Below are 24,788 nucleotides of genomic sequence, written 5' to 3'. Positions count from 1 at the left end.
ACGATCAAGTCCGACGACGTGGTCGGTCGTGTGAAGGTGTACGAGGCGATCGTCAAGGGCGAGAACATTCCCGAGCCCGGTATCCCGGAATCGTTCAAGGTTCTGCTCAAGGAACTGCAATCGCTGTGCCTCAACGTCGAAGTACTGTCGGCCGACGGCGCCACGATCGAGATGCAGCAGGGCGACGACGACATCGACCGCACCGCCGCGAATCTCGGAATCAGCCTGTCCGGCAACGAATCCGCGGCGGCGGATCTGGGCTGAACGTGTAACCGCGCACCCCCGCGGGGTGCGCGGTCACCTGCCCTCGGCCGCGTCGAATGCCGGGTCGAGCGGAGCCAGCGCAGCCCGCAGCTGCTCGGGCAGCGATCCGGCGGTCACGACGAAGCCGGCGATGCTTTCGACCGGTCGCAGCCATTGTTCGAGGGCGACGCGGACGGCGGCCGCGACGGCGGCGGCGAGGACCCGCGCGGTGAGCCCGCCGGCGTCCGCCGCCCGTGCGGCGATCACATCCTCGAGTGCGGGCGTGATCGCCGCGGTGGCGCCGAGGAACGCCGTGCGCAGCGCCGGGTGAGTGGTGATCAGCACCAGTGCGTCTCGATGTTCGTCGCCCGGATCGGAGTACTGCGCGACGATCGCCTCGGTGACGGCCGAGGCCAAACGCGTGTCCGCGGGATACCCGGCGATCGCCGCGGCGACCCGCGCCTCCCGGTCCGCGCCGACGGCGGCGACGATCGCCTCTTCCCGGCTGGAGAAATAGTTGTTGTACGTCCGCGGCGATACCCCGGCGGCCTCGGCGATGTCCTCGACCCGCACGTCGTCCGGCCCGCGCTCGAGGGCCAGCCGCAGCGCCGCCTCGCGCAGCGCCATCCGGGTGGCTTGCTTCTTGCGCTCCCGCAAGCCCGTCGTCTTCGTCGTCACGGCTCTCGTGGTCACGGGTCCATCATGCCATATCTGCGTCCACGCAAAATTGCGTGTACGCACTTTTTGCGCTTAGCTTGGTGGCGTATCCACTCGCGCCAGACAGAAGGGCCCATCCATGCGAGGCAAAGGAATGACCTACGACACCGGGTTCGTCCGCAACGGCAGTACATCCCGGCCGGAGTTCGACCCAGCGGTGGTCCGCCGGGAACTGGCCGTCATCCGGGACGATCTGCACTGCACGGCCGTCCAGATCACCGGCGGCGACCCGGAGCGGTTGGAACTCGCCGCCGGCTACGCCGCGGAGCTGGGCCTCGAGGTCTGGTTCTCGCCGTACCCGCTGGAGCTGACGACCGCCGAGATCCTCGCGCTGTTCAGCGAGTGCGCGCCGCGCGCCGAGCGCATTCGCCGCACCGGCGCGGAGGTCGTCTTCGTCACCGGCGTCGAACTGACATTGATGAACCGCGGCTTCCTACCGGGCGAGACCGCGATGGATCGCGTCGGTCACCTGTTCTCCGAGCCCGGCGAGCGTAGTGACCGGATAGCCGAGGTGAGCGCCCGCCTCGACGACTTCCTGCGCGACGCGGTGGCCGCGGTGCGGCGCCACTTCCTCGGCAAACTCACCTACTGCGCTATCCCGTACGAGCAGATCGACTGGGTGCCTTTCGATTTCGTTTCCGTCGAGCTGATCCGCTCGGCCGAGGTCGCCGACCGGTTTCGCGACGGCGTGCGCGCCCTGGTCGCTCAGGGAAAGCCGTTGGCGATCACCGGTTTCGGCACCGCGACCTGGCGAGGTTCGGCCGACGTGGCGCCGCGCAGTATGGAGATCGTCGAATACGACCCCGTCACGGGTGCGCCGGTCCGGCTGGACGGCGACTATGTGCGCGACGAGGCCGGGCAGGCCGCCTATCTCAGCGACCTGCTCGAGATCTTCGACAGTGAGGGTGTGGACTCCGCTTTCGTGTTCCTGTTCGCGCTCCACAGCCATACCCATCAACCCGACGCCGACCCGCGCGACGACCTCGACCTCGCCGGGCTGGGCATCGTGAAAGTATTCGAAGACCGCCACGGCACCACCTACCCGGATATGACCTGGGAACCCAAAGCCGCATTCGCCGCCGTCGCCGAGTTCTACGGCAGCGACGCGTAATCCCTACCCCGCGGCGAACGCACCCGCCTGCGCCGCCGGCACCGCCGCGGCGGCGGCCCGCCGCAGCCCCCCGGGGTCGGCCGGGGTCCGCAACAACACCAAACATCGCGCCAGCGCCGGTACACCGTGGTGCGGTGCACTCCCCGCCCGGGAGGGCGTATGCCATCATCGGGAAGCAACATTCGTCGCATCAAAGCGGTAGTCGCGGTTTTCGCACTTTCCGATCAGCCACGGACAGAAGGGATTCCGCATGCCCGAACAACTTCCCGTCACGCCTCCCACCACGCTGCATCCGATGCCCGGGCAGCCGCGAGTCGTCCTGCTGAAACCCCTCGTCACCTCGCCGCTGATCGAGGTCGGCGAATACTCCTACTACGACGATCCGGACGATCCCACCGCGTTCGAAACCCGCAATGTCCTCTACCACTACGGTCCGGAAAAGCTCGTCATCGGCAGGTTCTGCGCCCTCGCCACCGGCGTGCGATTCATCATGAACGGCGCCAACCACCGCATGGACGGGCCCTCGACCTTCCCGTTCCCGACCATGGGTGGCGCATGGTCCCGGCATGTCGACCTCCTCATGGAGCTGCCCAATCGCGGCGACACGGTGGTCGGCAACGACGTCTGGATCGGTTACGGCGCAACGGTGCTGCCCGGAGTGCGCATCGGTCACGGCGCCATCGTCGGCGCCGGTTCCGTGGTGACCTCCGACGTCCCGGACTACGGCATCGTCGGCGGCAATCCCGCCCGGCTCATCCGCCACCGCTACAGCGCGGCCGACATCGACCGCCTGCTGGCCCTCGCCTGGTGGGACTGGCCGCTCGCGCACATCGACGAGCACGTCCGCACGATCATGTCCGGCACCGTCGACGACCTGGAGAAAGCGGCACCCGCACAGCCCTCCCGAACCGAGTAACCGCATGCCCGCGTCACCCACCACCATCTCTCGAACAGCGGAAGACACTGAGACTCAGTGGCATTCGGCCGAGGTCACCGACGCAGCGATGCCAATCAGAAACATTGGGCGTGGAGTATTACGGTCGTGGAATCGCTCCCACCCAAACACCTCCTGCTCGAGGCCTGCCGGGGTCTGACCTACGACGGTCACCCCGTGCTGAAATGCGCGTGGCGCCTCAGCGAATTGCACGAGCAGAGACTGTCCGCCGCGCCCGGGCCGACCCTGGACATCGATCGCGATCGGGCCCAACTGGTTTCCGATATCGATCGCTGGGTCGCCACCGAATTACCCCGGGCACACGGCGGCGCACGCATGCACACCGAAACGGTCGGCACGGTGATCGACCGGCTAGCCCAGTTCTCCGCATTGGCCTATCTGACGCTGACGCACGAACCGGAATACGTCATGCACGACGCCTGGCGGCGGCTGTCGGAATTGGCGGTGGCCTACGACCATCTGGCCGGCGAGGTGACCGCCGGCCTGTGCCGGTTGCCGGATCTCAGCGGTCACCGCGAAGAGGAATGAACCACCGGCCGAACGGCGGCGCGGGCGAGGGACCGACGCCGCCGATGGCTGATGAGCGGATCAGGGCAGTCGATCCGCATCGGGCGACCCGACACACCGATCCTGCGCCGACATCCTCGAGATAGCCCCGGATGTTCCTGTGAAACGGCTGGCAAGCCGACGCCTCCCGTCAGGCGGTCGCCCCCACCTCCGGCCCGGCGGGCATCAACGCGCGCACGGCGTCGATCGTGTCGGCCTGCGCGGGCTCCTTGTCCGGCCGATACCGCACCACCCGCGCGAACCGCAGTGCCACGCCGCCGGGATAGCGCGTGCTGGTCTGCACCCCGTCGAGGGCGATCTCGACGACCAACTCCGGCCACAGATAGACGGTGTGGCCGTCGCGGGCGCGCTCGTGGCGCGGAAATTCCGCGGTCTGCCACTGCAGCAGCGCGTCGGTGAGCCCCTTGAAGGTCTTGCCGACCATGATCGGATCGCCCCCGTGCGGATCGCGCGCGCCCAGGTGCAGATTCGACAGGTAGCCGGTGCGGCGGCCGTATCCCCATTCGGCGCCGAGCACCACCAGGTCGAGGGTGTGCGCCGGTTTGATCTTCTGCCACGCCCGGCCGCGGCGTCCGGCCGCATACGGTGCGGACAGCGATTTGATCATGATGCCCTCGTGCCCCGCGGCGAGCGCACCGTCGAAGTATTCGGCGACGGCCTCGGGCTCCGGATCGATCAGCGCCGGAATCATCTGCGCGCCCGCCACTTTCGCCAACGCCACGCGCCGCTCACGCAGCGGGGCATCGAGCAGATCCCGGCCGTCCAGGTGCAGGCAGTCGAAGAAGTACGGATGCAACAGCAGTTCCCTGGTCGAGTTCACCGTCAGTCGCGGCTCCTCCGAGGCCGGGTCGGCGGCGAACCGGCTCATCGTCTCCTGAAACGGACGCGGTCGGCCGGAGTCCGTGAGCGCCAGCGTCTCGCCGTCGAGAACCACACTGTCACAAGGTAATTCGGAGACCAGCTGCACCAGCTCCGGCACGCCGGAGGTGATGTCGCGCAGCGTGCGCGTGAACACCCAGACCTGAGAGCCCTTGCGATGCACCTGAATCCGCGCACCGTCGAGTTTGTGCTCCACGCTCACGTCACCCTCGAATTCACCGAGCACATCGTCGAGTGTGGCGCCGGGCGAGGCCAGCATCGGCTGAATCGGACGGCCGACCTCGAGCCGGAATTCCGACAGCGCCTCCGCGCCGCCGGCGATGGCCGCGGCGGCGGTCACCGGCAGGCGGCCGGAGAGCATATAGGCCCGGCGCACCAGCTCGGACGGCACGTCGGCCGCCTGGGCCACCGCCTCGGCGACGATCGCGGTCAGCGCGCCCTGGCGCAGCTCACCGGTCAGCAGGCGAATCAAGAAGGCGCGTTCGTCGCCGGTCGCCCGAGCGAGCAGGGCGGTGAGTAGTTCCCGCCGCCGCGCGACCGATCCGGATCCGGCGACGGCCGCCAATTCCGTCAGCGCCTGATCGACCGCGGCGACGGTGAGCGTCGATTCGAGCGCGGGCTCCACCTCGATGCCGGCGACCGTACGCCAGCCCGCGCCCAGCCTGCCCTGCGGTAGCTCACCGGATATCCACGCGACGACCGGCATCAATTCGTCCGATTCGGCCCGGCCCAGTAGTTCGGCCAGACCCGCGATCTTGACCTTGCGCGACGCCGATGCCCGCACCGATTCCGACGCCGCGACCACATCCGAAAGCAGCACGGACTCGACGGTAGCCGCTCGGTGTGACATATAGCTCGAGTCCACTGCTAATTCTCCATTGGCAGCTTTGCGAAAGGTCCATAGTCTGGGCATATGGCCAAGACTTACGTCGGGGCGCGACTGCGACAGCTGCGCACCGAACGGGGGCTGAGCCAGATCTCACTCGCCAAGAAGCTGGAGATCTCGGCGAGCTACCTCAACCAGATCGAACACGACGTGCGTCCGCTCACGGTACCGGTACTGCTGCGGATCAGTGAGGTGTTCGGCGTAGACACCAGTTTTTTCGCCTCCCAGGACGACACTCGCCTGATCGCCGAGCTGCAAGAGGTGGTGATGGACACCGAACTCGGCATCGAGGCCGATGCGCAGGAGATCGCCGATATGGTCTCGGCCCATCCCAGCCTGGCCCGGGCGCTGGTGAATATGCACCGCCGCTACCGCAACACGACCGCGCAGCTGGCCGCGGCCACCGAGGACCGCTTCTCCGACGGCAGCGGCTCGGGCGCCATCTCCCGTCCGCACGAGGAGGTGCGCGACTTCTTCTATCAGCGCCAGAACTACATCCACGAATTGGATACCGCCGCAGAGGAATTGGCGACCCGCATGCGGTTGCACGGCGGTGATCTGCGACGCGAGCTCACCCGCCGGCTCACCACCGGATACGGCGTGCAGATCGTGGAGCGGATCGACCTGGGCGAGGGTGTGCTGCACCGCTACGACCCCGAGGCCCGCAAGCTCGAGATCGCCCCGCATCTGTCGGGCGGTCAGCGCGTGTTCAAACTGGCCACGGAACTGGCATATCTGGAATGCGGTGATCTGATCGACAAATTGGTCGAAGAGGGCAATTTCGCCTCCGAGGACACCCGTACGCTCGCGAAACTCGGCCTCGCCAACTACTTCGCCGCGGCCACGGTGCTGCCGTACTCGCATTTCCACGAGGTGGCCGAGGATTTCCGCTACGACATCGAGCGGCTGTCGGCGTTCTTCGCGCAGAGTTACGAAACGATCTGCCACCGGCTCTCCACCCTGCAGCGGCCCAAACTGCGCGGGGTGCCCTTCTCGTTCGTCCGCGTGGATCGCGCGGGAAACATGTCGAAACGCCAGTCCGCCACCGGATTCCACTTCTCCTCCGCGGGCGGGACCTGCCCGCTGTGGAATGTGTACGAGACCTTCGCCTATCCCGGCCGGATCATGACCCAGATCGCCCAGATGCCCGACGGCCGCAAATATCTGTGGATCGCGCGCACGGTCGAGCGGCGCGCCACCCGCTACGGGCAGCCCAGCAAGACCTTCGCCATCGGCCTGGGCTGCGAATTGCGCCACGCCGGACGCGTGGTCTACGCCGACGGCCTGGACCTCACCGATCCCCAGGCCACCCCGATCGGCGCCGGCTGCCGTGTCTGCGAACGCGCCAACTGTCCGCAGCGCGCGTTCCCGCCGCTGGGCAAGTCCCTGGATATCAGCGAGCACCGCAGCTCGATCTCCCCGTACGTCCTGCGCTGAGCGGACGGCCACCGAACTCCGGCATATTTCGCGCGGGTCGGGCGATGTCCCGATTCAGTGGATACCTGGCCCACAGCGAGGGGCGAGGCCACGGCGAGTGATCGAGACTCGAGGAGCCGCGATCCGATCCTCCAGAGGAGCATGTCCATGACCACGAAGCCGACCATCGTCCTCGTCCACGGCGCTTTCGCCGAATCCTCGAGTTGGAACGGCGTCATCACACGCCTGCGCGCCGAGGGCTACCCCGTGCTGGCCGCCGCCAACCCCTTGCGCGGCCTCGACACCGATGCCGCCTACGTGGCTTCGGTCCTCGACACCGTCGAGGGCCCGATCGTTCTGGCGGGTCATTCGTACGGCGGCAGCGTCATCACCGTCGCCGCGCACGACAAGCCCGCGGTCACGGCCCTGGTCTACATCGCGGCCTTCATTCCCGCGGAGGGCGAGAACGCCCTGGAGCTGACCGGCAAGTTCCCCGGTTCCACGCTCGCACTCACCACCGTCGCCCATCCGCTTCCCGGGGCGGCGGGCACCGAACTGCACATCCGCCAGGACGAATTCCCCGCCCAGTTCGCCGCCGACGTGCCAGCCGACGTCGCCGCGACGATGGCGATCACCCAGCGCCCGGTCGCGCTCGCCGCGCTCGAGCAGCCGGCTTCGGTAGCCGCATGGCGCGCCGTCCCGGCCTATTCCCTGGTCACCACCGAAGACAAGAACATCCCCGTGGAGTCGCAGCGGTTCATGTCCGAACGGGCGGGCGCGCACACCGTCGAAGTCCAGGCGTCGCACGCGGTTTCCGTATCCGACCCCAGCGCCGTGGCCGACCTGATCCTGCTCGCCGCTCAGCGGTGATATGCCCCGGGCCGACAGCCGGAATCTGTCGGCCCGGGCCCCGCGGAGCTCGCAGGTACGCGCGACGGTCCAGCGAGGCAGCCACCGGTGCGCGTCATTTTTGTTAGCGTGGGGCATGGTGTCGACGGAGCCGCGGATCGCACCCGGTCGCCTGCGCGAACTGGGCCCGGTGAATTGGGTTGTCTGGCAGGTGCTTTCCCGCGCGGCGGGTACCGACGACGCCCACCTGTTCAGCACGCTCGGCCGCACCGGTGGCCTGTTCCGCGGCTGGCTGCACTTCTCCGGCCGGTTGATGCCCGGCGGCAAACTGTCGCGTTACGAGACCGAACTGGTCATCCTGCGCGTCGCACATCTGCGGAACTGCGAATACGAGACCGACCACCACATCCGCCTGGGCAAACGCGCCGGTGTCACCAAGGACATCCTGGCGCGCCTGCGCACCGGGCCCGAAGCCGAGGGCTGGTCGGACAAGGAACGCGCGCTGCTCACCGCTGTGGACCAACTGGTCACTACTCGCGACGTCGACGATGCCGCCTGGTCGGCCCTGGCGCAGCACTACGACGAGAAGCGCCTCATCGAAATCGTCCTGCTGGCAAACCAATACGAAGGTCTGGCCAGCACCATCACCACCCTTCGGATCCAGACCGACCACTGAGCCGGACGGACTCGGCGGGTCAGTCGGACGCCTCGGACCGTTCGACGAGGACGGCCAGGCCGTCCAGGACGCGCGCCAGACCGAAATTCCAGGCGTGCTCGGCGCTGTAGGCGCTGTCGTGAGCCTGTCCGGCGGCCGAGCCGACCCGCGCGGCCAGCGGATAACGCCGCGGATCGAAGACCTTCTCCAGGACCGGGGCCGTGCGTTCCCACCATTCGCGATCCGACAGCCCGCTGTCGGCGGCCGCACGATCGGTATCGATCGCGATGCGCGCCACCGCGGTGACGAAGCCGAGCAGGTAGGTCAACGCTGCGTCCATCTCGACATCGCTCAGTCCGAGCCCGTCGAAGGCGCTCAGTTCGTGGTCGTATTTCGCGGCGAGGCCCGGACCCAGCGGTGGCCGGGTGGTCGGCACCGCGGCCACCCAGCGGTGGCGGGCGAGCATCGAGCGATTGTCCTGCGCGACGGCGCATACGCGTTCGCGCCACGACTTTCCGGTCAGGTCCGTGCGCGGCATCCGGCCGTAGACCGCATCGAGCATGAGGTCGAGCAGCTCGGCCTTACCGGGCACGTAGGTATAGGTGGCCATCGGAGTCAGCCCGAGTTTCGCGGCGACCGCCCGCATCGTCAGCGCCTCCAGCCCCTCGGCATCGGCGATATCCACCGCCGCCGCCACGACCTCGTCGACGCTGCTGCGCTGTCTGGGGCCGCGCCCGGACGCGCGGCCCGGCTGCCGCCAGAGCAACTCCAGCGTGCGAGCGGGATCGCCGGCGCTGGATCGCTCACCGGCGACGCGCGCCCGGCGGGGCCGCTGCTCGGCCGAATTCTCTCGCACCCGATCTCCCGGTCTCGCCTGCCATGCCGCCGCGGTTCGGCGTCGTGCGCATCGTATCGAGTCGCGCGCGCGGCGGGAATAACTCTCTACCATGTACAGTATACTTAGTAGAGAATTATCGGATCGCGCGGCACCGTGCCGCGCGCCCGCCCCGAGGAGGACCGTGAACATCACCGCATCCGCCGTCTCGCTCAACGTTGCCGACCCGGACGCGTCGGCGAAATTCCTCGGCACCCATTTCGGATTCACCGTCGACATGTCGGCCGACGGATTCGTCTCGCTGACCCGCCCCGACGCCGGATTCCATGTGATCTTCCTGCGCACCGGGCTGGACACGTTCAAACCGGCCCGCGTCGCGGGTGCGGCCGGCCAGGGGTTGCTGATCGTCTTCACGGTCGACGAGATCGACGCCGAATACGAGCGCGTGCGAGCCGAAGGGGTCGAGATCGTGACACCGATCGAAACCGAGCCGTGGGGCGAGCGCTATTTCCAGGCGGTCGACCCCAACGGCATCATCATTCAACTGGTCCAGTGGGTCGGCGATCCGAGCACCTACGCCGCGGGCGCGACCGGATCCTGACCCGTTCAGCGGCCGAGCGCGTCACCCAGCACCTCGGCCGCGGACGTCGACGGCCGGCCGATCAGTTTCCGCAGATCACCGCTGGTCACATCCAGCCATCCCGCAGCCAGTCCGGCATCGGAATCGGCCAGCACCCGCGCGAAATCACCGGGCACGCCGGCCTTTTCCAATCCCGCCACATACTCGTCCTGCGGCAGATCCTGATACCGCACCGGCTTGCCGGACGCCGCCGAGATCACCCGCGCCACATCGGCGAGCGACAGATGCTCGTCGCCACCGAGTTCGTAGACCTGTCCCGCATGACCGTCGGTGGTCAGAACCACCGCGGCAGCCTCGGCGTAGTCGGCTCGCGCGGCGGCGGATACCAGTCCGTCCCCGGCCGAGCCGTACAGCACGCCCGATTCCAGAGTCGCGTCGAGACCGTTCAGATAGTTCTCCCAGTACCAGCTGTTACGCAGGAAGGTATGCGGCACAGCGGATTCCGCGATCACCTCTTCGGTGCCGCGATGCTCCTGCGCGAGAATCATCGGATTCCGCTCGGCGCGGGGAATGCTGGTGTAGGCCAGCAGCTGCACCCCGGCCCGCTCGGCGGCGCGCACGACAGTGGTGTGCTGGTCGACCCGCGCACCGAATTCGTTGCCGGACACCAGCAGTAGCCGATCAACACCCGCGAGGGCGCGGTCCAGCGCTTCCGGATCGTCATAGGCGGCCTGCCGCACCTGCACACCGCGCTCGGCCAGGTCGGCGACCTTGACCGGGTCCCGGACGACCGCGACGACGGGCCCCGCATTCCTGTTCGACAGCGCCTCGACGACGAGACGGCCCAGCTGCCCACTTGCCCCGGTGACGGCGACGGTCATAACCCAACCTCCAGCTCTGGTGTACGAAGCATTTGCACTAACTATTAGTTAGTACCTAATATTCCCGCACTACAGATGAAAAGTTCACTACCACAGCGATGGGTAGCATCAAGAGCATGACGAGCCGGCAACTGCGATCGGCGGACGACGCCGATCCGACCCTGGAAGCCGACGTCTTCGCGCGCAACTGCCGCTCCCGGCCGGTGCTGCAGAATGTCGCGAGCCGCTGGGGCGCACTGGCCCTCGTCGCGCTGCGTGAAGGTCCCTACCGTTTCAGCGCGCTGCGGCGCCGGGTCGACGGCATCAGCGAACGCATGCTGTCGCAAACCCTGCAGGCCCTCGAACGCGACGGCATGATTCACCGCGAGGTCCAGCAGACCATCCCCCCGCGCGTCGAATACACCCTCACCGAACTGGGCGAACAGGTCGCCGATCAGCTGTACGGCCTGATCGCGATTCTCGAGGACAACATCGACGTCATCTCGACGGCGCAGGACATCTACCACCGCGACTGATCGCCCGGACACGAAAACGGCCCGGTACCAGGCGTATTCGCCGATACCGGGCCGTCGGCGCGGAGATCAGAAGTTGATCATGTGACCCGCGAGACCGTGGAACGCCTCCTGCAGCGCCTCGCTCAGCGTCGGGTGGGTGTGCACGTTGCGCGCGAGTTCGTTGACGGTGAGGTCCCACTTCTGGGCCAGCGTCAGCTCGGGCAGCAGCTCCGACACATCCGGGCCGATCAGGTGGCCACCGAGCAGCTCGCCGTACTTCGCGTCGGCGACCAGCTTCACGAAACCGGTCGGATCGCCCAGGCCGTGCGCCTTGCCGTTGGCGGTGAACGGGAAGGTCGCGACCTTCACGTCGTACCCCTCGTCGCGCGCCTGCTGTTCGGTGAGGCCGAAGCTGGCGACCTGCGGCTGGCAGAACGTCGCGCGCGGCATCATCCGGTAGTCGCCCAGCGGCAGCGTCTCGGCGCCCCCGATGGTCTCGGCCGCGACCACACCCATCGCCTCGGCCACGTGCGCCAGCTGCAGCTTCGCCGTGACATCGCCGATGGCGTAGATGTGCGGCACGTTGGTGCGCATATAGTCGTCGATCGCGATGGCACCGCGCTCGGTCAGCTGCACACCGGTGTTCTCCAGGCCGAAGCCTTTCACCCGCGGCGCGAAACCGACGGCCTGCAGCACCTTGTCGACGGTGACGGTCTCGACCGAACCGGACTTGTTGTCCTTGACCGAAACGGTGACCTTGGAACCGTTGTCCTCGATGGATTGCACCGAGGCACCGGTGGTGATGGTGATGCCGAGCTTCTTGTACGCCTTGGTGATCTCCTTGGAGACATCGGCGTCCTCGTTCGGCAGCGCGCGGTCGAGGAACTCCACGATCCGCACGTCCACGCCGTAGTTCTTGAGGACGTACCCGAACTCCATACCGATCGCGCCCGCGCCGACGATCAGGATCGACCCCGGCAGATCCCGGGTCAGGATCTGCTCCTCGTAGGTCACCACGTTCTGCGACAGCGAGGTGCCCGGCAGCAGCTTGGTCTCGGTGCCGGTGGCGATGATGACGTTGTCGAAGGTGACGGTTTCGGTGCCGCCGCTGCTCAGCTCGACCGAGAGGGTGTTCGCGTCGGTGAAGGTGCCCTTCCCGTCGAACTCGTCGATCTTGTTCTTCTTCATCAGGAAGTGGACGCCCTTGACCCGGCCGTCCGCGACCTTACGACTTCGGTCGAAGGCGGCACCGAAGTCGAAGCTCGCCTGTCCGGAGATACCGAACGTCTTCGCTTCCTTGGTGAAGATATGGGCCAGCTCCGCGTTGCGCAGCAGTGCCTTGGACGGAATGCACCCGACGTTCAGGCACACGCCACCCCAGTATTTCTGCTCGACGATCGCTGTTCGCAGGCCGAGTTGAGCGGCGCGGATCGCGGCGACGTAACCGCCGGGACCAGCGCCGAGAACGACGACATCGTAGTGGGAAGTCACGGGAACGAGCCTAGCGCTGTTGCCGAAAGCTCACTCATCCATCCCCCGCAGGGGTGAGAGGGCGGCCACAGCGTGCGTCTACTTCCAGACCTCTCGTGCGGCACGGGCGAAATTGCCGTGGAAGATCGCCGCGCGTTCGGAGTCGATGAAACCCCTGCGGGCCAGGACTTCGTCCAGTCCGGCGACGCCGGGCCGGGCGTCCGGGTTGTCCACATCCATCCCCAGACACGACAGTCCGAGCAGATCCTCGGGCGGCACCCACTGCAGCGGCCCCCACCGCGTGTAGTCCTCGGAGAAGTTCTCCGGCGCGGCCGCGATCTCCGCGTTGAACTGGTCTCCGTCGAAGGAGAAGTCCGAACCGATCCCGATGTGCTCGACACCGACCAGATCGGCACCGTAGGCGATGTGGTCGGCCATCGCCTCGATGCGCGCGGCCCGCCCCTCGACGCGGTTGCGGCCCAGAAAGATTCCGACGCCGTTGATCCCGATCACCCCACCGGTCGCAGCGCAGGCACGCGCCTGGTCGTCGCCGATATTGCGCGGATGCGGCCACAGCGCCGCGAAATTGGAGTGGCTGTAGATCATCGGCCCACCCGCGACCTCGGCGATCTCCAGTCCGGTCCGCCGCGAACAATGCGACCCGTCGGCGAACATCCCGACCTCACCGAGCGTGCGGATGATCGTGCGGCCGTAGGGAGTCAGGCCGCGATCGTCGGGGTCCAGGCAGCCGCCGCCGGCGGCGTTGGCGTGGTTGTAGGTCGGCAGCAGCGAACGCACGCCGAGCGAATGGAACAGCGCGATGTTGTCCGGATCGCCGTCGAGCGGCCGCGAATCCTCCAGATCGAAGGCGAGCGCGATGCGGCCCCGGGGACCGGATGTCACCTCGGTGTCGCCGACGGACTCGACGAGCCGGAAACGCCCGTCCGCCAGCGCCTTCCGGCGCAGCAGGTCAATCATGGCCAGCGCATCCTCGATCGAATGCAGTGAGTACCCCACATTCACCGACAGGTATGAGCCGGCCGGATAGCGCGTCAGTTCGGTGACATCGGCGGACGGGAGGATCGGCAGGCAGCAGTGCTGCTCCCAGAGCGGATGTGCCACCGCGGTCCTCCTTCCGGCGTCGCCGAGGCGTCCCGCAACTGTACGGAGTCGTGACCGCACGCGGCGACCGGACACGGCGGCGCGACCCACCCGCCGCACCTCTCGCCCGTCGGCGGACCGACCGGTAGGCCACAATGTGACCCATGAGCGGCGCCGAGCAAACGACCGACCCGTACCTGTGGCTGGAGGATGTCACCGGCGAACGTGCCCTGTCCTGGGCGCGGGCACACAACGAGGTGGTGATCGAACGCTTCGCCACCTCCGACCGGTTCGACGCCCTCGACCATCGCATCCTCGCCATGCTCGACACCGACACCCGCATCCCGTACCCGACGCGACGCGGACCCTGGCTCTACAACTTCTGGCGCGACGCCGAACACCCCCGCGGGCTGTGGCGGCGCACCACCTTCGACGAATATCGCGGTGACGATCCGGCCTGGGATGTGCTCATCGACCTGGACGCCCTGGCCACGGCCGAGGACGAGAACTGGGTCTGGGGCGGTGCGGCGGTGCTGCGCCCGGACCAGAAACTGGCCTTGATCAGCCTGTCCCGCGGTGGGGCCGACGCCAAGGTGGTGCGCGAATTCGATCTGACCACACGGCAATTCCGCCCGGCGGCAGCGGGCGGCTTCCACCTGCCCGAGGCCAAATCACAGGTGCGCTGGATCGATGCCGACACCGTGTACGTGGGAACGGATTTCGGCCCCGGCACGCTCACCGACTCGGGATATCCGCGGCTGGCCAAGCGCTGGCGCCGCGGCACCCCGCTGTCGGAGGCGGAAACCGTCTTCGAGGGCGAGCCGGGTGATGTGATGGTCTCGGCCGGCTACGATCGCACGCCCGGATACGAGCGCCACTACGTCGCCCGCGCCACCGACTTCTTCAACGAATCGGTCTATCTGCTGGATCCCGACGGCACGCTGCGACATATCGACGTACCCACCGACGCCTCCGAGTCCTGGTACAAGGATTGGCTGCTGGTGCAGTTGAAATCGCCGTGGGAGGTGGGCGGGCGCAGCTATCCCGCCGGCGCCCTGCTGGCCATCGACATCGACGACTTCTTCGGCGGCGCACGCGAGTTCGAGGTGGTCTTCGAACCCGACGCGCACACCTCACTGCACGGCTACGGCTGGACCGAGAACCACCTACTGCTGATCACGCTGGAGGACGTGCAGACCAAGCTGTACGTCCTGACTCCCGGCACGGCGACGGTCCCGGGCGCGGGCTGGACCCGCGAACCGCTCGCCGACACCCCGCCGATGGCGACCACCAACGTCATGAATCTGGATCCGCTGGAGAGCGGTGACGAATTCATGCTCACCACAAGCGGTTTCACCACTCCGGCGACGCTGCTGGCGGGTTCGGTGGGCAGCCCGGCGGTAGCCCTCAAGCGGGAACCGGCGTATTTCGACGCCGAGGGCATCGACACCGAGCAGTTCTTCGCGCGCTCCGACGACGGAACCATGGTGCCGTACTTCGTGATTCGCCACCGCGACCACAGGGACCGGCCCGGCCCGACCGTCGTCTCGGGCTACGGCGGCTTCGAGGTCTCCCGCACCCCCGGCTACAGCGGCGCCTCGGGAATGGGCTGGCTCGAACGCGGCGGCACCTGGGTGATGGCCAACATCCGCGGCGGCGGCGAGTACGGACCCGAATGGCACACCCAGGTGCAGAAGGCCAACCGCTACAAGGTCTACGAGGATTTCTCCTCGGTCGCGAAAGACCTCGTCGCGCGGGATATCACGACCGCGGAACAACTCGGTGCGGTCGGCGGCAGCAACGGCGGCCTGCTGATGGGCGTGATGCTGACCCGCTATCCGGAACTGTTCGGCGCCATCGTCTGCCAGGTGCCGCTGCTGGATATGAAGCGCTACCACCTGCTGCTGGCCGGCGCGTCCTGGATCGCCGAATACGGCGACCCGGACAAGCCCGAGGAGTGGCAGTACATCAGCGAGTATTCGCCCTATCAGCGCGCGATGGCGGCCGATCCGGCACGCCCGTACCCGCCGATCCTGCTCACCACCTCCACCCGCGACGACCGGGTCCATCCCGGCCACGCCCGGAAGATGGCGGCACTGCTGGAATCTCAGGGCCGGACCGTCTGGTACCACGAGAACATCGAGGGCGGGCACGGCGGCGCGGCCGACAACAAGCAGATGGCCTTCCAATCCGCGCTGATCTACGAGTTCTTCACCCAGATGCTGATCGAGCGGCGGACCACCGCCTGACCGACGCGTCCCACTCTCGAAACAGATGACCAAAGGCCTGCGGCGACCAGGGCCTTTGGGCTCTGGAGCGTGATCTATCGCACTGCCATTCTCGGTTCGGGGACCGAAAACGACAGGATTCGCAACGCGCACACCGACAGCGGTCGGGCGCCACACCGGGCCATCGAGATCGCTGTCGCGAGCGCCCTCCGAGACCTGCGCGGATCACCGGTCCCGGCCCTACCGGAACTCGTCGAACGGCTTGCCCGTCAGCGACTCACCGATTCGGCCATCTCGCCGACCACCGCGGTTCGGTAGCGGGTTCTCGAGAGGAGCACACACATCATGGATACGTTCTGGGACTACGTCTGGTACACGATTCTGGTGTTCGCCTTCGTGGCCTACCTGATCATCCTGTTCCAGATCCTGACCGATCTGTTCCGCGATCACACGGTCTCCGGCATCGCCAAGGCCGCATGGGTGATCTGCCTGGTGATATTCCCCTACATCACGGCTCTGGTCTATCTGGTCGCGCGCGGAAAGGGCATGGCCGAGCGCGCCCAGCACGCTCATGCGGAAGCCAAGCAGGCCGCCGACGACTACATCCGCCAGGTGGCGGGCAAGTCGCCCGCCGAGCAGATCGCCGACGCCAAGGCCCTGCTGGACTCCGGGACGATCGACGCCACCGAGTTCGCCCAGCTGAAGGCCCGCGCGCTCGGTCACAACGGCTCCGGCACAGGCAATGCCGGACCCGGCAGCCCCCAAGGCAATGTCGACCAGGGCAATGTCGACCAGGGCAGTGTCGAGCGGGGCAATCTGGCAGCCAGGTAGCGCTACCCGGCTCCGGTCCGCTCGCCGGCCGCGGTGTCGGCGTCCGGATCGGAGCCGACGGCACGCCGCGGTAGCCGGCCGGTGAAGAACAACGCGATCACGGCCAGCATCGCCGTCACCGCGAAGGCCACCTGCAACGCCAGCAGCCGGGCATCGGAATTGACCGCGACGACCGCGTCGGCGGTCGACTGATCGACTCCGGCGGCGGTGAGCGACTGTTGCAGTTGGGTATTCGACAGGAACGGCACGCCATCGGCCAGTTCGGTTCCGGCCCGCTGCGCGACCGAGGGCGGGACCGCGGGGTTGTTCTCGATCCCGCTGATCACCGAGGAGGTCAGCGTGGCGATGAGAATGGAGCCGATCAGCGCGGTGCCGAGCGAGGCGCCGAGATTCGTCGCGGTGTTCTGCAGCCCGCCGACCTCCGCACTCTGCGAATCCGGCACCGCCGACACCGTGATCGCGCCCAGTTGCGAGGAGAGGGCCCCCAGGCCCAGGCCCATGAACAACATCGGCACCGCCACCACCGCGGCATTCGCTCCGGGATCCATGCCGCCGGCCAGCAACAGAATTCCGATGATCATCGACCCCAGGCCGAGGCGCACCACCCGCCGTGGATTCGCCCGCGGCGCTAGTTTGGGAATTCCCGCGGCGGCGGCGACGAGCGCGATCGACAGCGGAAGGATGCGCACACCGGTCTCGAGCGCACTCAATTCCAGCACCACCGACAGGAACAGCGGTACCGAGAAGAACACTCCGGCCTGAACCGCGAACTGCGCGAAGAACATCGCCAACCCGCCCCCGAGCCGGCGATTGCCGAACAACCGGGGGTCGACCAGCGGCTCCCGGCCGGAACTCACCAGCCGGTTCTGCCACCGCAGGAAGGCGTACAGCACCAGCAGGCCCGCCAGGATCAACCAGATCACCGGCGACAAACCCGCGATCTCGGTACCGCCGGGGCGTGGGCGAATCCATCCCCATTCGCTGGACCGCAGTACCCCGAACACCACGGCCCCCAGCCCGACGACCGACAACACCGAACCCAGAAGGTCCAAGTGCACCCGCTGCGCCGGTACGTCTGCCACGCGGCGCAGCACCAGCAGAATCGCGACCACGACCACGACCTCGCCGAAGAACACGTACCGCCAGGACGCGAAGGTCGTCACCGCCCCGCCCACGAGCGGGCCTACGGCCACGGCCATCGCACCGGCCGCGGCCACGAGTCCGTATGCGGCGGCGCGGCGTTCGCGGGCGAAGTTCGCCGCCACCAGCGACACGATCGCCGGCATGATCAACGCCGCCCCGATGCCTTCCAGCAGCGACCAGCCCAGCAGCAGCACACCCAGATTCGGCGCCAGCCCGGTGACCAGCGAGCCCGCGCCGTAGACGACCAATCCGACGCCGAATGCCCGCCGCCGCCCGAGAATCGTCCCGACCTTGCCACCGGTGACCATCAGCGATGCCATCACCAGCGTGTACAGCGTGATGGCGGTTTGGATTCCGGTGATCGTCGTGCCGACGTCGTGGGCGACCGTCGCCATCGAGACGTTCATGACGGAACTGTCGAGGGTCATCAGGAATTGACCGGAACCCAGCACCGCCAAGACGAGTGTGGATCCGGAGGCGGCGCCCGGCCGCGTCGTCATTCCCGCCGCGCTCGTGGTCGAGCCGACGCGAGACGACGGCCGGAGCACCGGTTACGGCGGGCGACCCACCTGCGCATTCGTCTATTGAAGCACCCGCGGCCCCGGAATCGGCGGTGTTCGGCTACAGGTCGCGCACCCACTTCTCGATGCGGTCGACGGTCGTTTCCGGATCGGTGATCCAGCCGTTGTGTCCCAACGGTTTCGGCTCGTGCCAGGTGCTCACACGGGCCTTGGGCAGCTTCTCCAGCAGGTGTGCGGCCGAACTGCGCGGGGTGAGATCGTCGCCGTCGACGGTGATCGAGAGGACCGGCAGCGTGAGCCGCGCGATGCGCTCGTCGTAGTCGATATCGGCGCCGACCGGCACGAACCGGCCGGTGCGGGCCAGCCGCGCCCAATCGGAGATCAGTACCTTGGACTGCCGACCGAATCCGCCGGCGGTGATTCGATCGCCCGGCCAGAAACCGGCGAGGTTCGCGGTCAGCGAGATGGCGGCCGGTCCGACCAGCATTGCGGAGCGGGCGATTCCGCCGTATCCCCGGTAGTAGGGCGTGCCGGAGGCGACGAGAATCAGCCCGCCCAGCCGACCCCGGATCCGCGCGGCGTACATGACCCCGAGCTGGCCACCCATGCTGTGCCCGAGCAGCATCGGCGTACTGTCCGGGAAACGGGTGCGCACGGCCTCGAAGATCGCCGGAAAATCGACCGACACCAGCTCGTGGTAGCCGTAGGTACTGGACGAACTCGGCTTCGGCCGGCTGTCACCGTTACCCCGCAACTCCCCGATCGCCGCGTCGAATCCGCGCCGCGCCAGCTCCCGCGCGAAATCCCCGTAGTACTCGCCCGGCACACCCAGGCCCGGAATGATCACGATGACCGGGCGCGGGGCGTCCGCGGTGATGGCGTGCCGGTGCGGACCGCTCGCGGCGACGAACCGCACCGGCACCGTCGACCCGTCCGGCATCTGGATCGGAATCGTCTCCATACGCGCACGCTACCGCGAGCCACACCCCGGCCGCCGACGCCCGGCCCGCTTCTTCACCAGCTCACAAGGCCGCCCGGTGCACGAGCCGCAGGAGCCCACCGCCTCACGAGCTCACCGCTTCAGGAACCCACCGCATCCGGCTCGGCCGACCCGTCCGCGGATCGCTGACCGGTCTCCCGATCCACCACGTCCTCCGCGACATCGCCCTGCGTACCGGCGAGCCCCTCGGCCTTCGCGTCGGCGACAGACCGGCCCGCCACCTCCGCAACCATTCCCCCGTCGGCGACCGATCCTCTCGCCGCGTCGACCGATTCGTCCGCCGCGCCGCCCGCCGATTCCCTTGCCGCGTCGGCCACCGATTCCTCTGTCACGTCGGCGACCGATTCTCTCGCCGCGTCGGCCACCAACTCTTCTGCCGCGTCGGCCACCAATTCCTCCGCCGCGGCCGCGACCAGCGCTTCCGCCGCCACGATGGCCTCGCGTGCCGTGTCGTTCACCGCGGGTGCGCAACTACGCTCCAGCAGTTCCTCGAGCCCCAGCCGGGTCGCCACCACCACCAGCTGGTTGCCCGCGGCGAGCACCGTCTGCGCCGCGGGCTGCCATTCGAGCGTGTCGCCCACCGCCGGCTGCACCGCGATGACCCGGGTGTGCTCCGCCGATCCGAGGTCGGCGATCCGCAGCCCGATCAGCGCCGATCCCGGCTCCACCGGAACCTCCGCGACCAGCAGTGTGGCCTGGTTGATCGTCAGGGTCGCAATCACCCGCCGCTCCACCACCGCCGCGGCGAATCCGTCGGCCGCCAACTGGAAGACGCTGCGTACCACCGCCTTCCCGAGGCTGCGCTGTACCCGGTCGGCCAGGTCGTCGTCGGAGACGCGCAGCACCACCCGCAGATCGTCACGGTAGGACTGGCCGAGCATCGCGGCCTCCAGATTCACCGCGTCACTGGAGGTCAGCAGGACCAGCGCACGCGCCTTCGGCACACCCACCGCACGCAGCGTGTCCTCCCAGGTGGCCTGACCGATCACCACCGGCACCCCGAGGCTGCGAGCCAGCGCGATGCCGCGCGCGTTCTCGTCGTAGTCCAGCCCGACCACCGGTACGCCGAGGTCGCGCAACTGTTCCACCACGCGCATCCCGACATTGCCCAATCCCGCGACCACCACGTGGTTTTCCATTCGCGAGGGGTCGATCGAATATTCCGAGAGCTGCGCCCGCAGGACTCCGCCCACCACCAGCGCGGTGATCACCGGCGTCATCGCCAGCCCGGTGAAGACCACCCCCAGTTGCAGGATCTTGAACAGCGGTTCGCGCCCCGGCTCCGGCTGCGCCGCACCCGCCGAATCCAGCAGTGTTTCGTATACCGCTGTGCCCCAGCTGTTTCCGATCAACACCATCATGACGCACACGGCCGCGATGATGATCAGCATCACCAGCAGCAGCCGGATCAGATCGTGGCGGACCAGATAGCGCAGCTGATTCAGCCAACGCCGCCGCGCCCCGGGGGAGTACGGCACCCGCCCGGCCAGCGCCAGCACCCGGTCCGCCGGTGCGTGCGGAGAGCGCAACGCGATTGCGCCGGGCCCGCCGGCCAGTCCGGACACCACCCGGTCCGGCGGCGCATCACCGACCGCCGCGACATACAGCGTGCGTTCCCCCAGCCGCAGATAACCCTGCGCCTTCTCGCCGAGGGCCGCGGCGATGAACGACGGCGCGGCCATCTCCGAGATCGAGAGCACCACACAGTCGGAGAACAACCGGCGGATGCGAAAACCCAAGCCGGTGTTGAACATTCGAATGACCAGCCGAATCCGAGGGTTGAGTTCGTGCGCGCGCAGCGCGGCGTGGAAGTTCTCCACATCCGCCTGATCCACCAGGGCCAGGGCCAGCGCCCGCTCCACCCCGGCCGCGCGCAGAACGGCTTCGTCCAGGCGCTCGGCGCACAGAATCCGGACCCGGTCCAGCTTCTCCAGCTGCGGTACGTAGCTACCGTTGCGATTCGGCAGCACCGCGGTCACGGTGGCGTCGGGGAACCGGGTGGTCAGCTGCAGTGCCAGCTGATGGACGAGCGGGTTGTCGCCACAGACGACGAATGTCGGGGACTGCCCGCCCCCCGGCGAAACATGCACGTATCGATGCTAGAGCGAATCCCGTTCGGCAGCACGATGCTTCGTCGATCAGGCGCTGACCGCACCCATGATGACCCGGCGCAACACCCTGATCACCTCGTCGAGAGGCCGGCGTGGCTCCGAACCGCTCCACTCGTCGACCACGTAATTCACCGCACCGATGATGGCGAGCATGCGCGTTTCGTAGTCGCCGCTGGGAATCTCGCCCTGCAGCGCCGCATCCTCGGCCGCTCCGGCCAGCAGCGCACCCCATGCGCGCCGCAGCTCCAACCGGAACTTCTCCACCTTCGGCCCGGCGCCCACCACCTCGACCAGAGCGACGCGGGCCTTGCGCGGATCGCGCCCGATGGACTCGATATAGGCGCGCACCCCGGCGTCGATGATCTCGATGGCACTGGCATCGGCATGCGCGTCCAGCGCGGCGACTACCGCGTCCCGGGATTCCCGGTCGATCTGTTCGTAGAGTTCCAGCAGCAGCGATTCGCGCCCGGTGAACTCCTCGTAGAACTGACGCGAGGAAAGTCCGGCGTCTTTGCAAATGGCTCCGACCGAGCTATTGGCATACCCGTCTCTGGCGAACACAGTCAGTCCGGATTCCAGAAAACGCGCACGTCGCTGCCGCTGCCGGTCTTCTACGGGCTGCCCGGCGTACATCCTACCCGCGTTCGTTTCCTGTGACATTGCGCCAGACAATACCGAAGGGCCCGATTCCCTCGTCATGGATCGGGCCCTTCGCTTACACCTCCGACTGACCGCGCGTTAGCCGGAAGTTGTCTCTATGGTCGGAGCGCCGATGCAATGACTGCGCTCTTCATGTCGCGGATGGTTTGCCAAAACGGAGGATAGTCGATAACACCTACACAACGGAAGAGTTTGAAGGAATTTTCTAGGTTTTATTTCCGCAACGATTCCATCAGGAAATAGTCGTGCCGCGCGGCCGCAGCGCGAGCGGAAGGCCGAAGCGCGGGAAGTTCTCGGCGGGCGGGAAATGCGTGAGCGCCGAAATGCCATCCGGACCGCACGTCGTCACCAGAAGTCCGGTCGCCCGAAACGTCCCGTCCACCCGCCGGGAATAGCAGCCGAATGCCGGCTGCCCATTGGCGTGCACCGATTGCAGCCGGATCTGTGCCCCGTCCCGAAATGCCGGAATACCGCGGAGGAATTCGCCGATCGCCGCGCGGCCGCGGTACTCGTGGGGCCACGGCGGCATGGTCAGCCAGGCTTCGTCGGTAAGCAGCGCGACCACGGCGCCCACGTCGGCGGCCTCGAAGGCCCGCGCGAAGCGCTCGCCGAGCTTGCGTTCCGCGGGCGACTCCGGCGCCGGCCCCGGCTGCCCGCCCGTGTTGCGGGACAGCCGTTCCCGAGCGCGCTGCAGCGCGGCCTTCACGGCGATAGGAGTGAGCCCGAGCAGGTCGGCCACCTCCGCCGCACTGAATTCGAGCACGTCCCGCAGGACGAGGACGGCGGCCTGGCGCGGCGGAAGTTGTTGCAGCAGTGCGATGAACGCCAACTCGACCGAGGCCCGCGCGGTCAGCATCTGCTGCGGGTCCAGCAACGCATCCGGACACGGCTGCAACCAGCTCACCTCGCCGTGACGCGTCGGCTCCGGAGCGTCGAAGGGCAGCGGCGCGACCGGCCGGCGCAGGGCGGCCCGGCGGAAATTCAGGCACCGGTTGGTCGCGATCCGATAGAGCCAGGTGCGCACCGACGACCGCTGCTGGAATTCGCCCATCCCGCGCCAGGCCGCGAGCAGCGTCTCCTGCAACGCGTCCTCGGCGTCGTACATCGACCCCAGCATCCGGTAGCAGTGCGTACGCAACTCGGCGCGGTAGGGCTCGGTGAGCTCACGAAAGGTCCGCTCATCCACACCGCGCGCGATCGACGAGTCCGTCATCGTCCTTTCCTCACAGCACCATCCCTCACAGCCCCATCCTCACATCGGGCACCGACAACCGGTCCGTTCCCGGTCCGGCCGGTGTCTGTATCAGGGAACGATTCCATCGACCCGAGAAGAGAACGACATGATCGCCGACGACAGCCCCGCGGCCCGAGTGGCCCTCGCCTATTTCGAAGCCTGGACCGGAAAGGACATCGATCGCGCAATGAGCTACATCGCCGACGACATCGTCTGCGACGCACCCGCGGGACGCCTCGAGGGCGCGGCGGCCTACCGCGAATTCATGGAGCCCTTCACCCGAATCCTCACCGGCGCAACAATGTTCGCCGCCTTCGGGGACGAGACCACCGCGCTCGTCTGCTACGACACCGCGACCCTCCCGGTACCGAGCGCCCCCGCGGCGGAACTGGTCACCGTCGCCGACGGCCGAATCACCACCAGCCGCTTCATCTTCGACCGGCTGCCGTTCGAAGCAGCACGCGCGCACGATTCAGTTAAGTAACTACTTGACTATCAGGGTAAGGCTCCTACACTTAAGTGGGTGCTTAACCAATCCGAGCGGCTGGACCTGATCTTCCGGGCGCTCACCGACCCCACCCGCAGATATCTGCTCGAGCGGCTCGGCCGGGGACCGGCGGCAGTCAGTGCCCTGGCCGAGCCGCTGGAGATGAGCCTGGCGGCCGTTGTGCAGCATCTGCAGGTACTGCAGGACGCCGGCCTGGTGCGGTCGGAGAAGATCGGCCGGGTGCGCACCTGCCACCTGGTACCCGATGCGCTGCGGCCCGCCGAGGATTGGTTACACGCGCGGCAGACCCCCTGGGAACGCCGCCTCGACGCGCTCGGCGCCACCCTCGCCGAGCGGACCAACCCCGACCCCGAGGAGCCGTCATGACGCCCACGCATTCCCTGGTCCATTCCACCTTCACCCTCGAACGCGACTACCCCGTCACTCCCGCAACGGCTTTCGGCGCATGGGCCGAACCGGAACGGAAGGCCGAGTGGTTCAGCGCACCCGGCACCGAGCACGAACTCGACTTCCGCGTCGGAGGTGGCGAGATCGCCGCCGGTGTGCACGAGGGCAAGCGAATGACCTTCACGACCACCTACCAGGAGATCGTCCCCGGCGAGCGCATCGTCTACACCTCCACGATGGGTGTGGACGACACCGTCGTGACGGTCTCGCTCACCACGGTCGAATTCGCCGAAACCGCGGCCGGCACCCGCCTGACCCTCACCGAACACGGGGCCTATCTCGACGACCACGAAAAGCCGGAATGGCGCGAGCACGGGACGAGCGAGCAACTCGCCACCCTCGATGAACGGCTCCGGGAAATGTCGAACCGATAGAAATAGGGCTCGAAAATGGGTAAGGCCCCCAACCAGCAGGTTGGGGGCCTTACCTGAATGTATGTTCCGGCGGTGTCCTACTCTCCCACACC

At 67.6% G+C, this 24,788-nt stretch carries 24 protein-coding genes and 1 pseudogene; 14 read left to right on the top strand and 11 right to left on the bottom strand.

Features of this window, described 5'->3' with window-relative positions; translation table 11 throughout:
• Window positions 1-264: hypothetical protein (locus tag A5789_RS11945; RefSeq protein ID WP_156773002.1), on the top strand; the 264-nt coding region annotated here is incomplete at its 5' end.
• Between the two features lie 33 nt (window positions 265-297).
• Here the strand turns inward: A5789_RS11945 and A5789_RS11940 are convergent.
• Complete coding sequence (locus A5789_RS11940; protein WP_227462757.1) at window positions 298-936, bottom strand: TetR/AcrR family transcriptional regulator; 639 nt, start codon at window positions 934-936, stop codon at window positions 298-300.
• A gap of 118 nt (window positions 937-1,054) precedes the next feature.
• Between A5789_RS11940 and A5789_RS11935 the strand changes: the two genes are divergently transcribed.
• The 3 genes from A5789_RS11935 to A5789_RS11925 all read left to right on the top strand — a co-directional run bounded on the left by A5789_RS11935 (window position 1,055) and on the right by A5789_RS11925 (window position 3,554).
• A complete protein-coding gene (locus A5789_RS11935; protein WP_227462756.1) occupies window positions 1,055-2,071 on the top strand; it encodes a hypothetical protein in 1,017 nt (338 codons plus the stop codon).
• Between the two features lie 250 nt (window positions 2,072-2,321).
• Window positions 2,322-2,987 (top strand): CatB-related O-acetyltransferase, encoded by a 666-nt coding sequence (locus A5789_RS11930; protein ID WP_082940650.1) that lies wholly within the window; start codon window positions 2,322-2,324, stop codon window positions 2,985-2,987.
• Between the two features lie 126 nt (window positions 2,988-3,113).
• Window positions 3,114-3,554: a DUF4254 domain-containing protein gene (locus tag A5789_RS11925; RefSeq protein WP_063018528.1), complete on the top strand. Its 441-nt coding sequence runs from the start codon at window positions 3,114-3,116 to the stop codon at window positions 3,552-3,554.
• A 169-nt stretch (window positions 3,555-3,723) separates the two neighbouring features.
• On the opposite strand, the gene A5789_RS11920 is transcribed toward A5789_RS11925, so the two are convergent.
• Entirely contained in the window at window positions 3,724-5,292 is a 1,569-nt protein-coding gene (locus A5789_RS11920; protein WP_063018530.1) for an ATP-dependent DNA ligase, read from the bottom strand.
• A gap of 93 nt (window positions 5,293-5,385) precedes the next feature.
• Between A5789_RS11920 and ramB the strand changes: the two genes are divergently transcribed.
• The 3 genes from ramB to A5789_RS11905 all read left to right on the top strand — a co-directional run bounded on the left by ramB (window position 5,386) and on the right by A5789_RS11905 (window position 8,299).
• On the top strand, window positions 5,386-6,795 hold the full coding sequence (gene ramB / locus A5789_RS11915; protein WP_030518729.1) for an acetate metabolism transcriptional regulator RamB: 1,410 nt from the start codon (window positions 5,386-5,388) through the stop codon (window positions 6,793-6,795).
• Window positions 6,796-6,942: 147 nt separating this feature from the next.
• Entirely contained in the window at window positions 6,943-7,644 is a 702-nt protein-coding gene (locus tag A5789_RS11910; RefSeq protein ID WP_155525609.1) for an alpha/beta fold hydrolase, read from the top strand.
• A 115-nt stretch (window positions 7,645-7,759) separates the two neighbouring features.
• Complete coding sequence (locus tag A5789_RS11905) at window positions 7,760-8,299, top strand: carboxymuconolactone decarboxylase family protein (protein WP_030518731.1); 540 nt, start codon at window positions 7,760-7,762, stop codon at window positions 8,297-8,299.
• Between the two features lie 19 nt (window positions 8,300-8,318).
• Here the strand turns inward: A5789_RS11905 and A5789_RS11900 are convergent, their stop codons facing one another.
• Complete coding sequence (locus A5789_RS11900; RefSeq protein WP_064902753.1) at window positions 8,319-9,134, bottom strand: TetR/AcrR family transcriptional regulator C-terminal domain-containing protein; 816 nt, start codon at window positions 9,132-9,134, stop codon at window positions 8,319-8,321.
• A gap of 163 nt (window positions 9,135-9,297) precedes the next feature.
• On the opposite strand from A5789_RS11900, the gene A5789_RS11895 reads away from it, so the two are divergent.
• Entirely contained in the window at window positions 9,298-9,714 is a 417-nt protein-coding gene (locus tag A5789_RS11895; RefSeq protein WP_063018537.1) for a VOC family protein, read from the top strand.
• Window positions 9,715-9,719: 5 nt separating this feature from the next.
• Here A5789_RS11895 and A5789_RS11890 read toward each other — a convergent pair whose 3' ends face one another.
• On the bottom strand, window positions 9,720-10,574 hold the full coding sequence (locus tag A5789_RS11890) for an SDR family oxidoreductase (protein WP_064902754.1): 855 nt from the start codon (window positions 10,572-10,574) through the stop codon (window positions 9,720-9,722).
• A gap of 116 nt (window positions 10,575-10,690) precedes the next feature.
• Between A5789_RS11890 and A5789_RS11885 the strand changes: the two genes are divergently transcribed.
• Entirely contained in the window at window positions 10,691-11,089 is a 399-nt protein-coding gene (locus A5789_RS11885) for a helix-turn-helix domain-containing protein (protein ID WP_063018566.1), read from the top strand.
• A 66-nt stretch (window positions 11,090-11,155) separates the two neighbouring features.
• On the opposite strand, the gene lpdA is transcribed toward A5789_RS11885, so the two are convergent.
• Window positions 11,156-12,559 carry a dihydrolipoyl dehydrogenase gene (gene lpdA / locus A5789_RS11880; RefSeq protein ID WP_064902755.1) on the bottom strand — a complete coding sequence of 468 codons (1,404 nt, stop codon included), beginning with the start codon at window positions 12,557-12,559 and terminating at the stop codon, window positions 11,156-11,158.
• Between the two features lie 78 nt (window positions 12,560-12,637).
• Window positions 12,638-13,660 carry a dipeptidase gene (locus tag A5789_RS11875; RefSeq protein ID WP_064902756.1) on the bottom strand — a complete coding sequence of 341 codons (1,023 nt, stop codon included), beginning with the start codon at window positions 13,658-13,660 and terminating at the stop codon, window positions 12,638-12,640.
• A 143-nt stretch (window positions 13,661-13,803) separates the two neighbouring features.
• Between A5789_RS11875 and A5789_RS11870 the strand changes: the two genes are divergently transcribed.
• On the top strand, window positions 13,804-15,888 hold the full coding sequence (locus A5789_RS11870; protein WP_064902757.1) for a prolyl oligopeptidase family protein: 2,085 nt from the start codon (window positions 13,804-13,806) through the stop codon (window positions 15,886-15,888).
• Between the two features lie 324 nt (window positions 15,889-16,212).
• Window positions 16,213-16,602 (top strand): annotated as a pseudogene (locus tag A5789_RS11860) (SHOCT domain-containing protein); the annotation flags it as partial.
• Window positions 16,603-16,700: 98 nt separating this feature from the next.
• Here the strand turns inward: A5789_RS11860 and A5789_RS11855 are convergent.
• The 5 genes from A5789_RS11855 to A5789_RS11835 all read right to left on the bottom strand — a co-directional run bounded on the left by A5789_RS11855 (window position 16,701) and on the right by A5789_RS11835 (window position 23,346).
• Window positions 16,701-18,341, bottom strand: a complete 1,641-nt coding sequence (locus tag A5789_RS11855) for an MFS transporter (RefSeq protein WP_063018547.1) — start codon at window positions 18,339-18,341, stop codon at window positions 16,701-16,703.
• A 121-nt stretch (window positions 18,342-18,462) separates the two neighbouring features.
• Window positions 18,463-19,323, bottom strand: coding sequence for an alpha/beta fold hydrolase (locus tag A5789_RS11850; protein ID WP_030518742.1), 861 nt, complete (start codon window positions 19,321-19,323; stop codon window positions 18,463-18,465).
• Window positions 19,324-19,442: 119 nt separating this feature from the next.
• Complete coding sequence (locus A5789_RS11845) at window positions 19,443-21,452, bottom strand: NAD-binding protein (protein WP_064902759.1); 2,010 nt, start codon at window positions 21,450-21,452, stop codon at window positions 19,443-19,445.
• A gap of 48 nt (window positions 21,453-21,500) precedes the next feature.
• Entirely contained in the window at window positions 21,501-22,133 is a 633-nt protein-coding gene (locus tag A5789_RS11840) for a TetR/AcrR family transcriptional regulator (protein ID WP_227463169.1), read from the bottom strand.
• A gap of 232 nt (window positions 22,134-22,365) precedes the next feature.
• Window positions 22,366-23,346: an RNA polymerase subunit sigma-70 gene (locus tag A5789_RS11835; protein WP_064902760.1), complete on the bottom strand. Its 981-nt coding sequence runs from the start codon at window positions 23,344-23,346 to the stop codon at window positions 22,366-22,368.
• Between the two features lie 127 nt (window positions 23,347-23,473).
• On the opposite strand from A5789_RS11835, the gene A5789_RS11830 reads away from it, so the two are divergent.
• The 3 genes from A5789_RS11830 to A5789_RS11820 are packed head-to-tail and all read left to right on the top strand — an operon-like array spanning window position 23,474 to window position 24,696.
• Entirely contained in the window at window positions 23,474-23,851 is a 378-nt protein-coding gene (locus A5789_RS11830; RefSeq protein WP_064902761.1) for a nuclear transport factor 2 family protein, read from the top strand.
• A gap of 39 nt (window positions 23,852-23,890) precedes the next feature.
• Window positions 23,891-24,241 carry a helix-turn-helix transcriptional regulator gene (locus A5789_RS11825; RefSeq protein ID WP_063018562.1) on the top strand — a complete coding sequence of 117 codons (351 nt, stop codon included), beginning with the start codon at window positions 23,891-23,893 and terminating at the stop codon, window positions 24,239-24,241.
• Complete coding sequence (locus tag A5789_RS11820; RefSeq protein WP_064902762.1) at window positions 24,238-24,696, top strand: SRPBCC domain-containing protein; 459 nt, start codon at window positions 24,238-24,240, stop codon at window positions 24,694-24,696. The genes A5789_RS11825 and A5789_RS11820 overlap by 4 nt, the downstream gene beginning before the upstream one ends.
• Window positions 24,697-24,788: the final 92 nt, after the last annotated feature.

This window comes from Nocardia sp. 852002-51101_SCH5132738, from assembly GCF_001665695.1.
In the GTDB taxonomy this organism is placed as follows: domain Bacteria; phylum Actinomycetota; class Actinomycetes; order Mycobacteriales; family Mycobacteriaceae; genus Nocardia; species Nocardia nova.
This window is presented reverse-complemented; position numbering and strand designations above follow the sequence as displayed.

Coding starts and splice junctions, on each gene's coding strand:
- A5789_RS11835 (WP_064902760.1), bottom strand. CDS start 23,346: ATGACGGACTCGTCGATCGCGCGCGGTGTGGATGAGCGGACCTTTCGT.
- A5789_RS11870 (WP_064902757.1), top strand. CDS start 13,804: ATGAGCGGCGCCGAGCAAACGACCGACCCGTACCTGTGGCTGGAGGAT.
- A5789_RS11930 (WP_082940650.1), top strand. CDS start 2,322: ATGCCCGAACAACTTCCCGTCACGCCTCCCACCACGCTGCATCCGATG.
- A5789_RS11905 (WP_030518731.1), top strand. CDS start 7,760: ATGGTGTCGACGGAGCCGCGGATCGCACCCGGTCGCCTGCGCGAACTG.
- A5789_RS11910 (WP_155525609.1), top strand. CDS start 6,943: ATGACCACGAAGCCGACCATCGTCCTCGTCCACGGCGCTTTCGCCGAA.
- A5789_RS11935 (WP_227462756.1), top strand. CDS start 1,055: ATGACCTACGACACCGGGTTCGTCCGCAACGGCAGTACATCCCGGCCG.
- A5789_RS11830 (WP_064902761.1), top strand. CDS start 23,474: ATGATCGCCGACGACAGCCCCGCGGCCCGAGTGGCCCTCGCCTATTTC.
- A5789_RS11840 (WP_227463169.1), bottom strand. CDS start 22,133: ATGTCACAGGAAACGAACGCGGGTAGGATGTACGCCGGGCAGCCCGTA.
- A5789_RS11855 (WP_063018547.1), bottom strand. CDS start 18,341: ATGACGACGCGGCCGGGCGCCGCCTCCGGATCCACACTCGTCTTGGCG.
- A5789_RS11885 (WP_063018566.1), top strand. CDS start 10,691: ATGACGAGCCGGCAACTGCGATCGGCGGACGACGCCGATCCGACCCTG.
- A5789_RS11890 (WP_064902754.1), bottom strand. CDS start 10,574: ATGACCGTCGCCGTCACCGGGGCAAGTGGGCAGCTGGGCCGTCTCGTC.
- A5789_RS11820 (WP_064902762.1), top strand. CDS start 24,238: ATGACGCCCACGCATTCCCTGGTCCATTCCACCTTCACCCTCGAACGC.
- A5789_RS11850 (WP_030518742.1), bottom strand. CDS start 19,323: ATGGAGACGATTCCGATCCAGATGCCGGACGGGTCGACGGTGCCGGTG.
- ramB (WP_030518729.1), top strand. CDS start 5,386: ATGGCCAAGACTTACGTCGGGGCGCGACTGCGACAGCTGCGCACCGAA.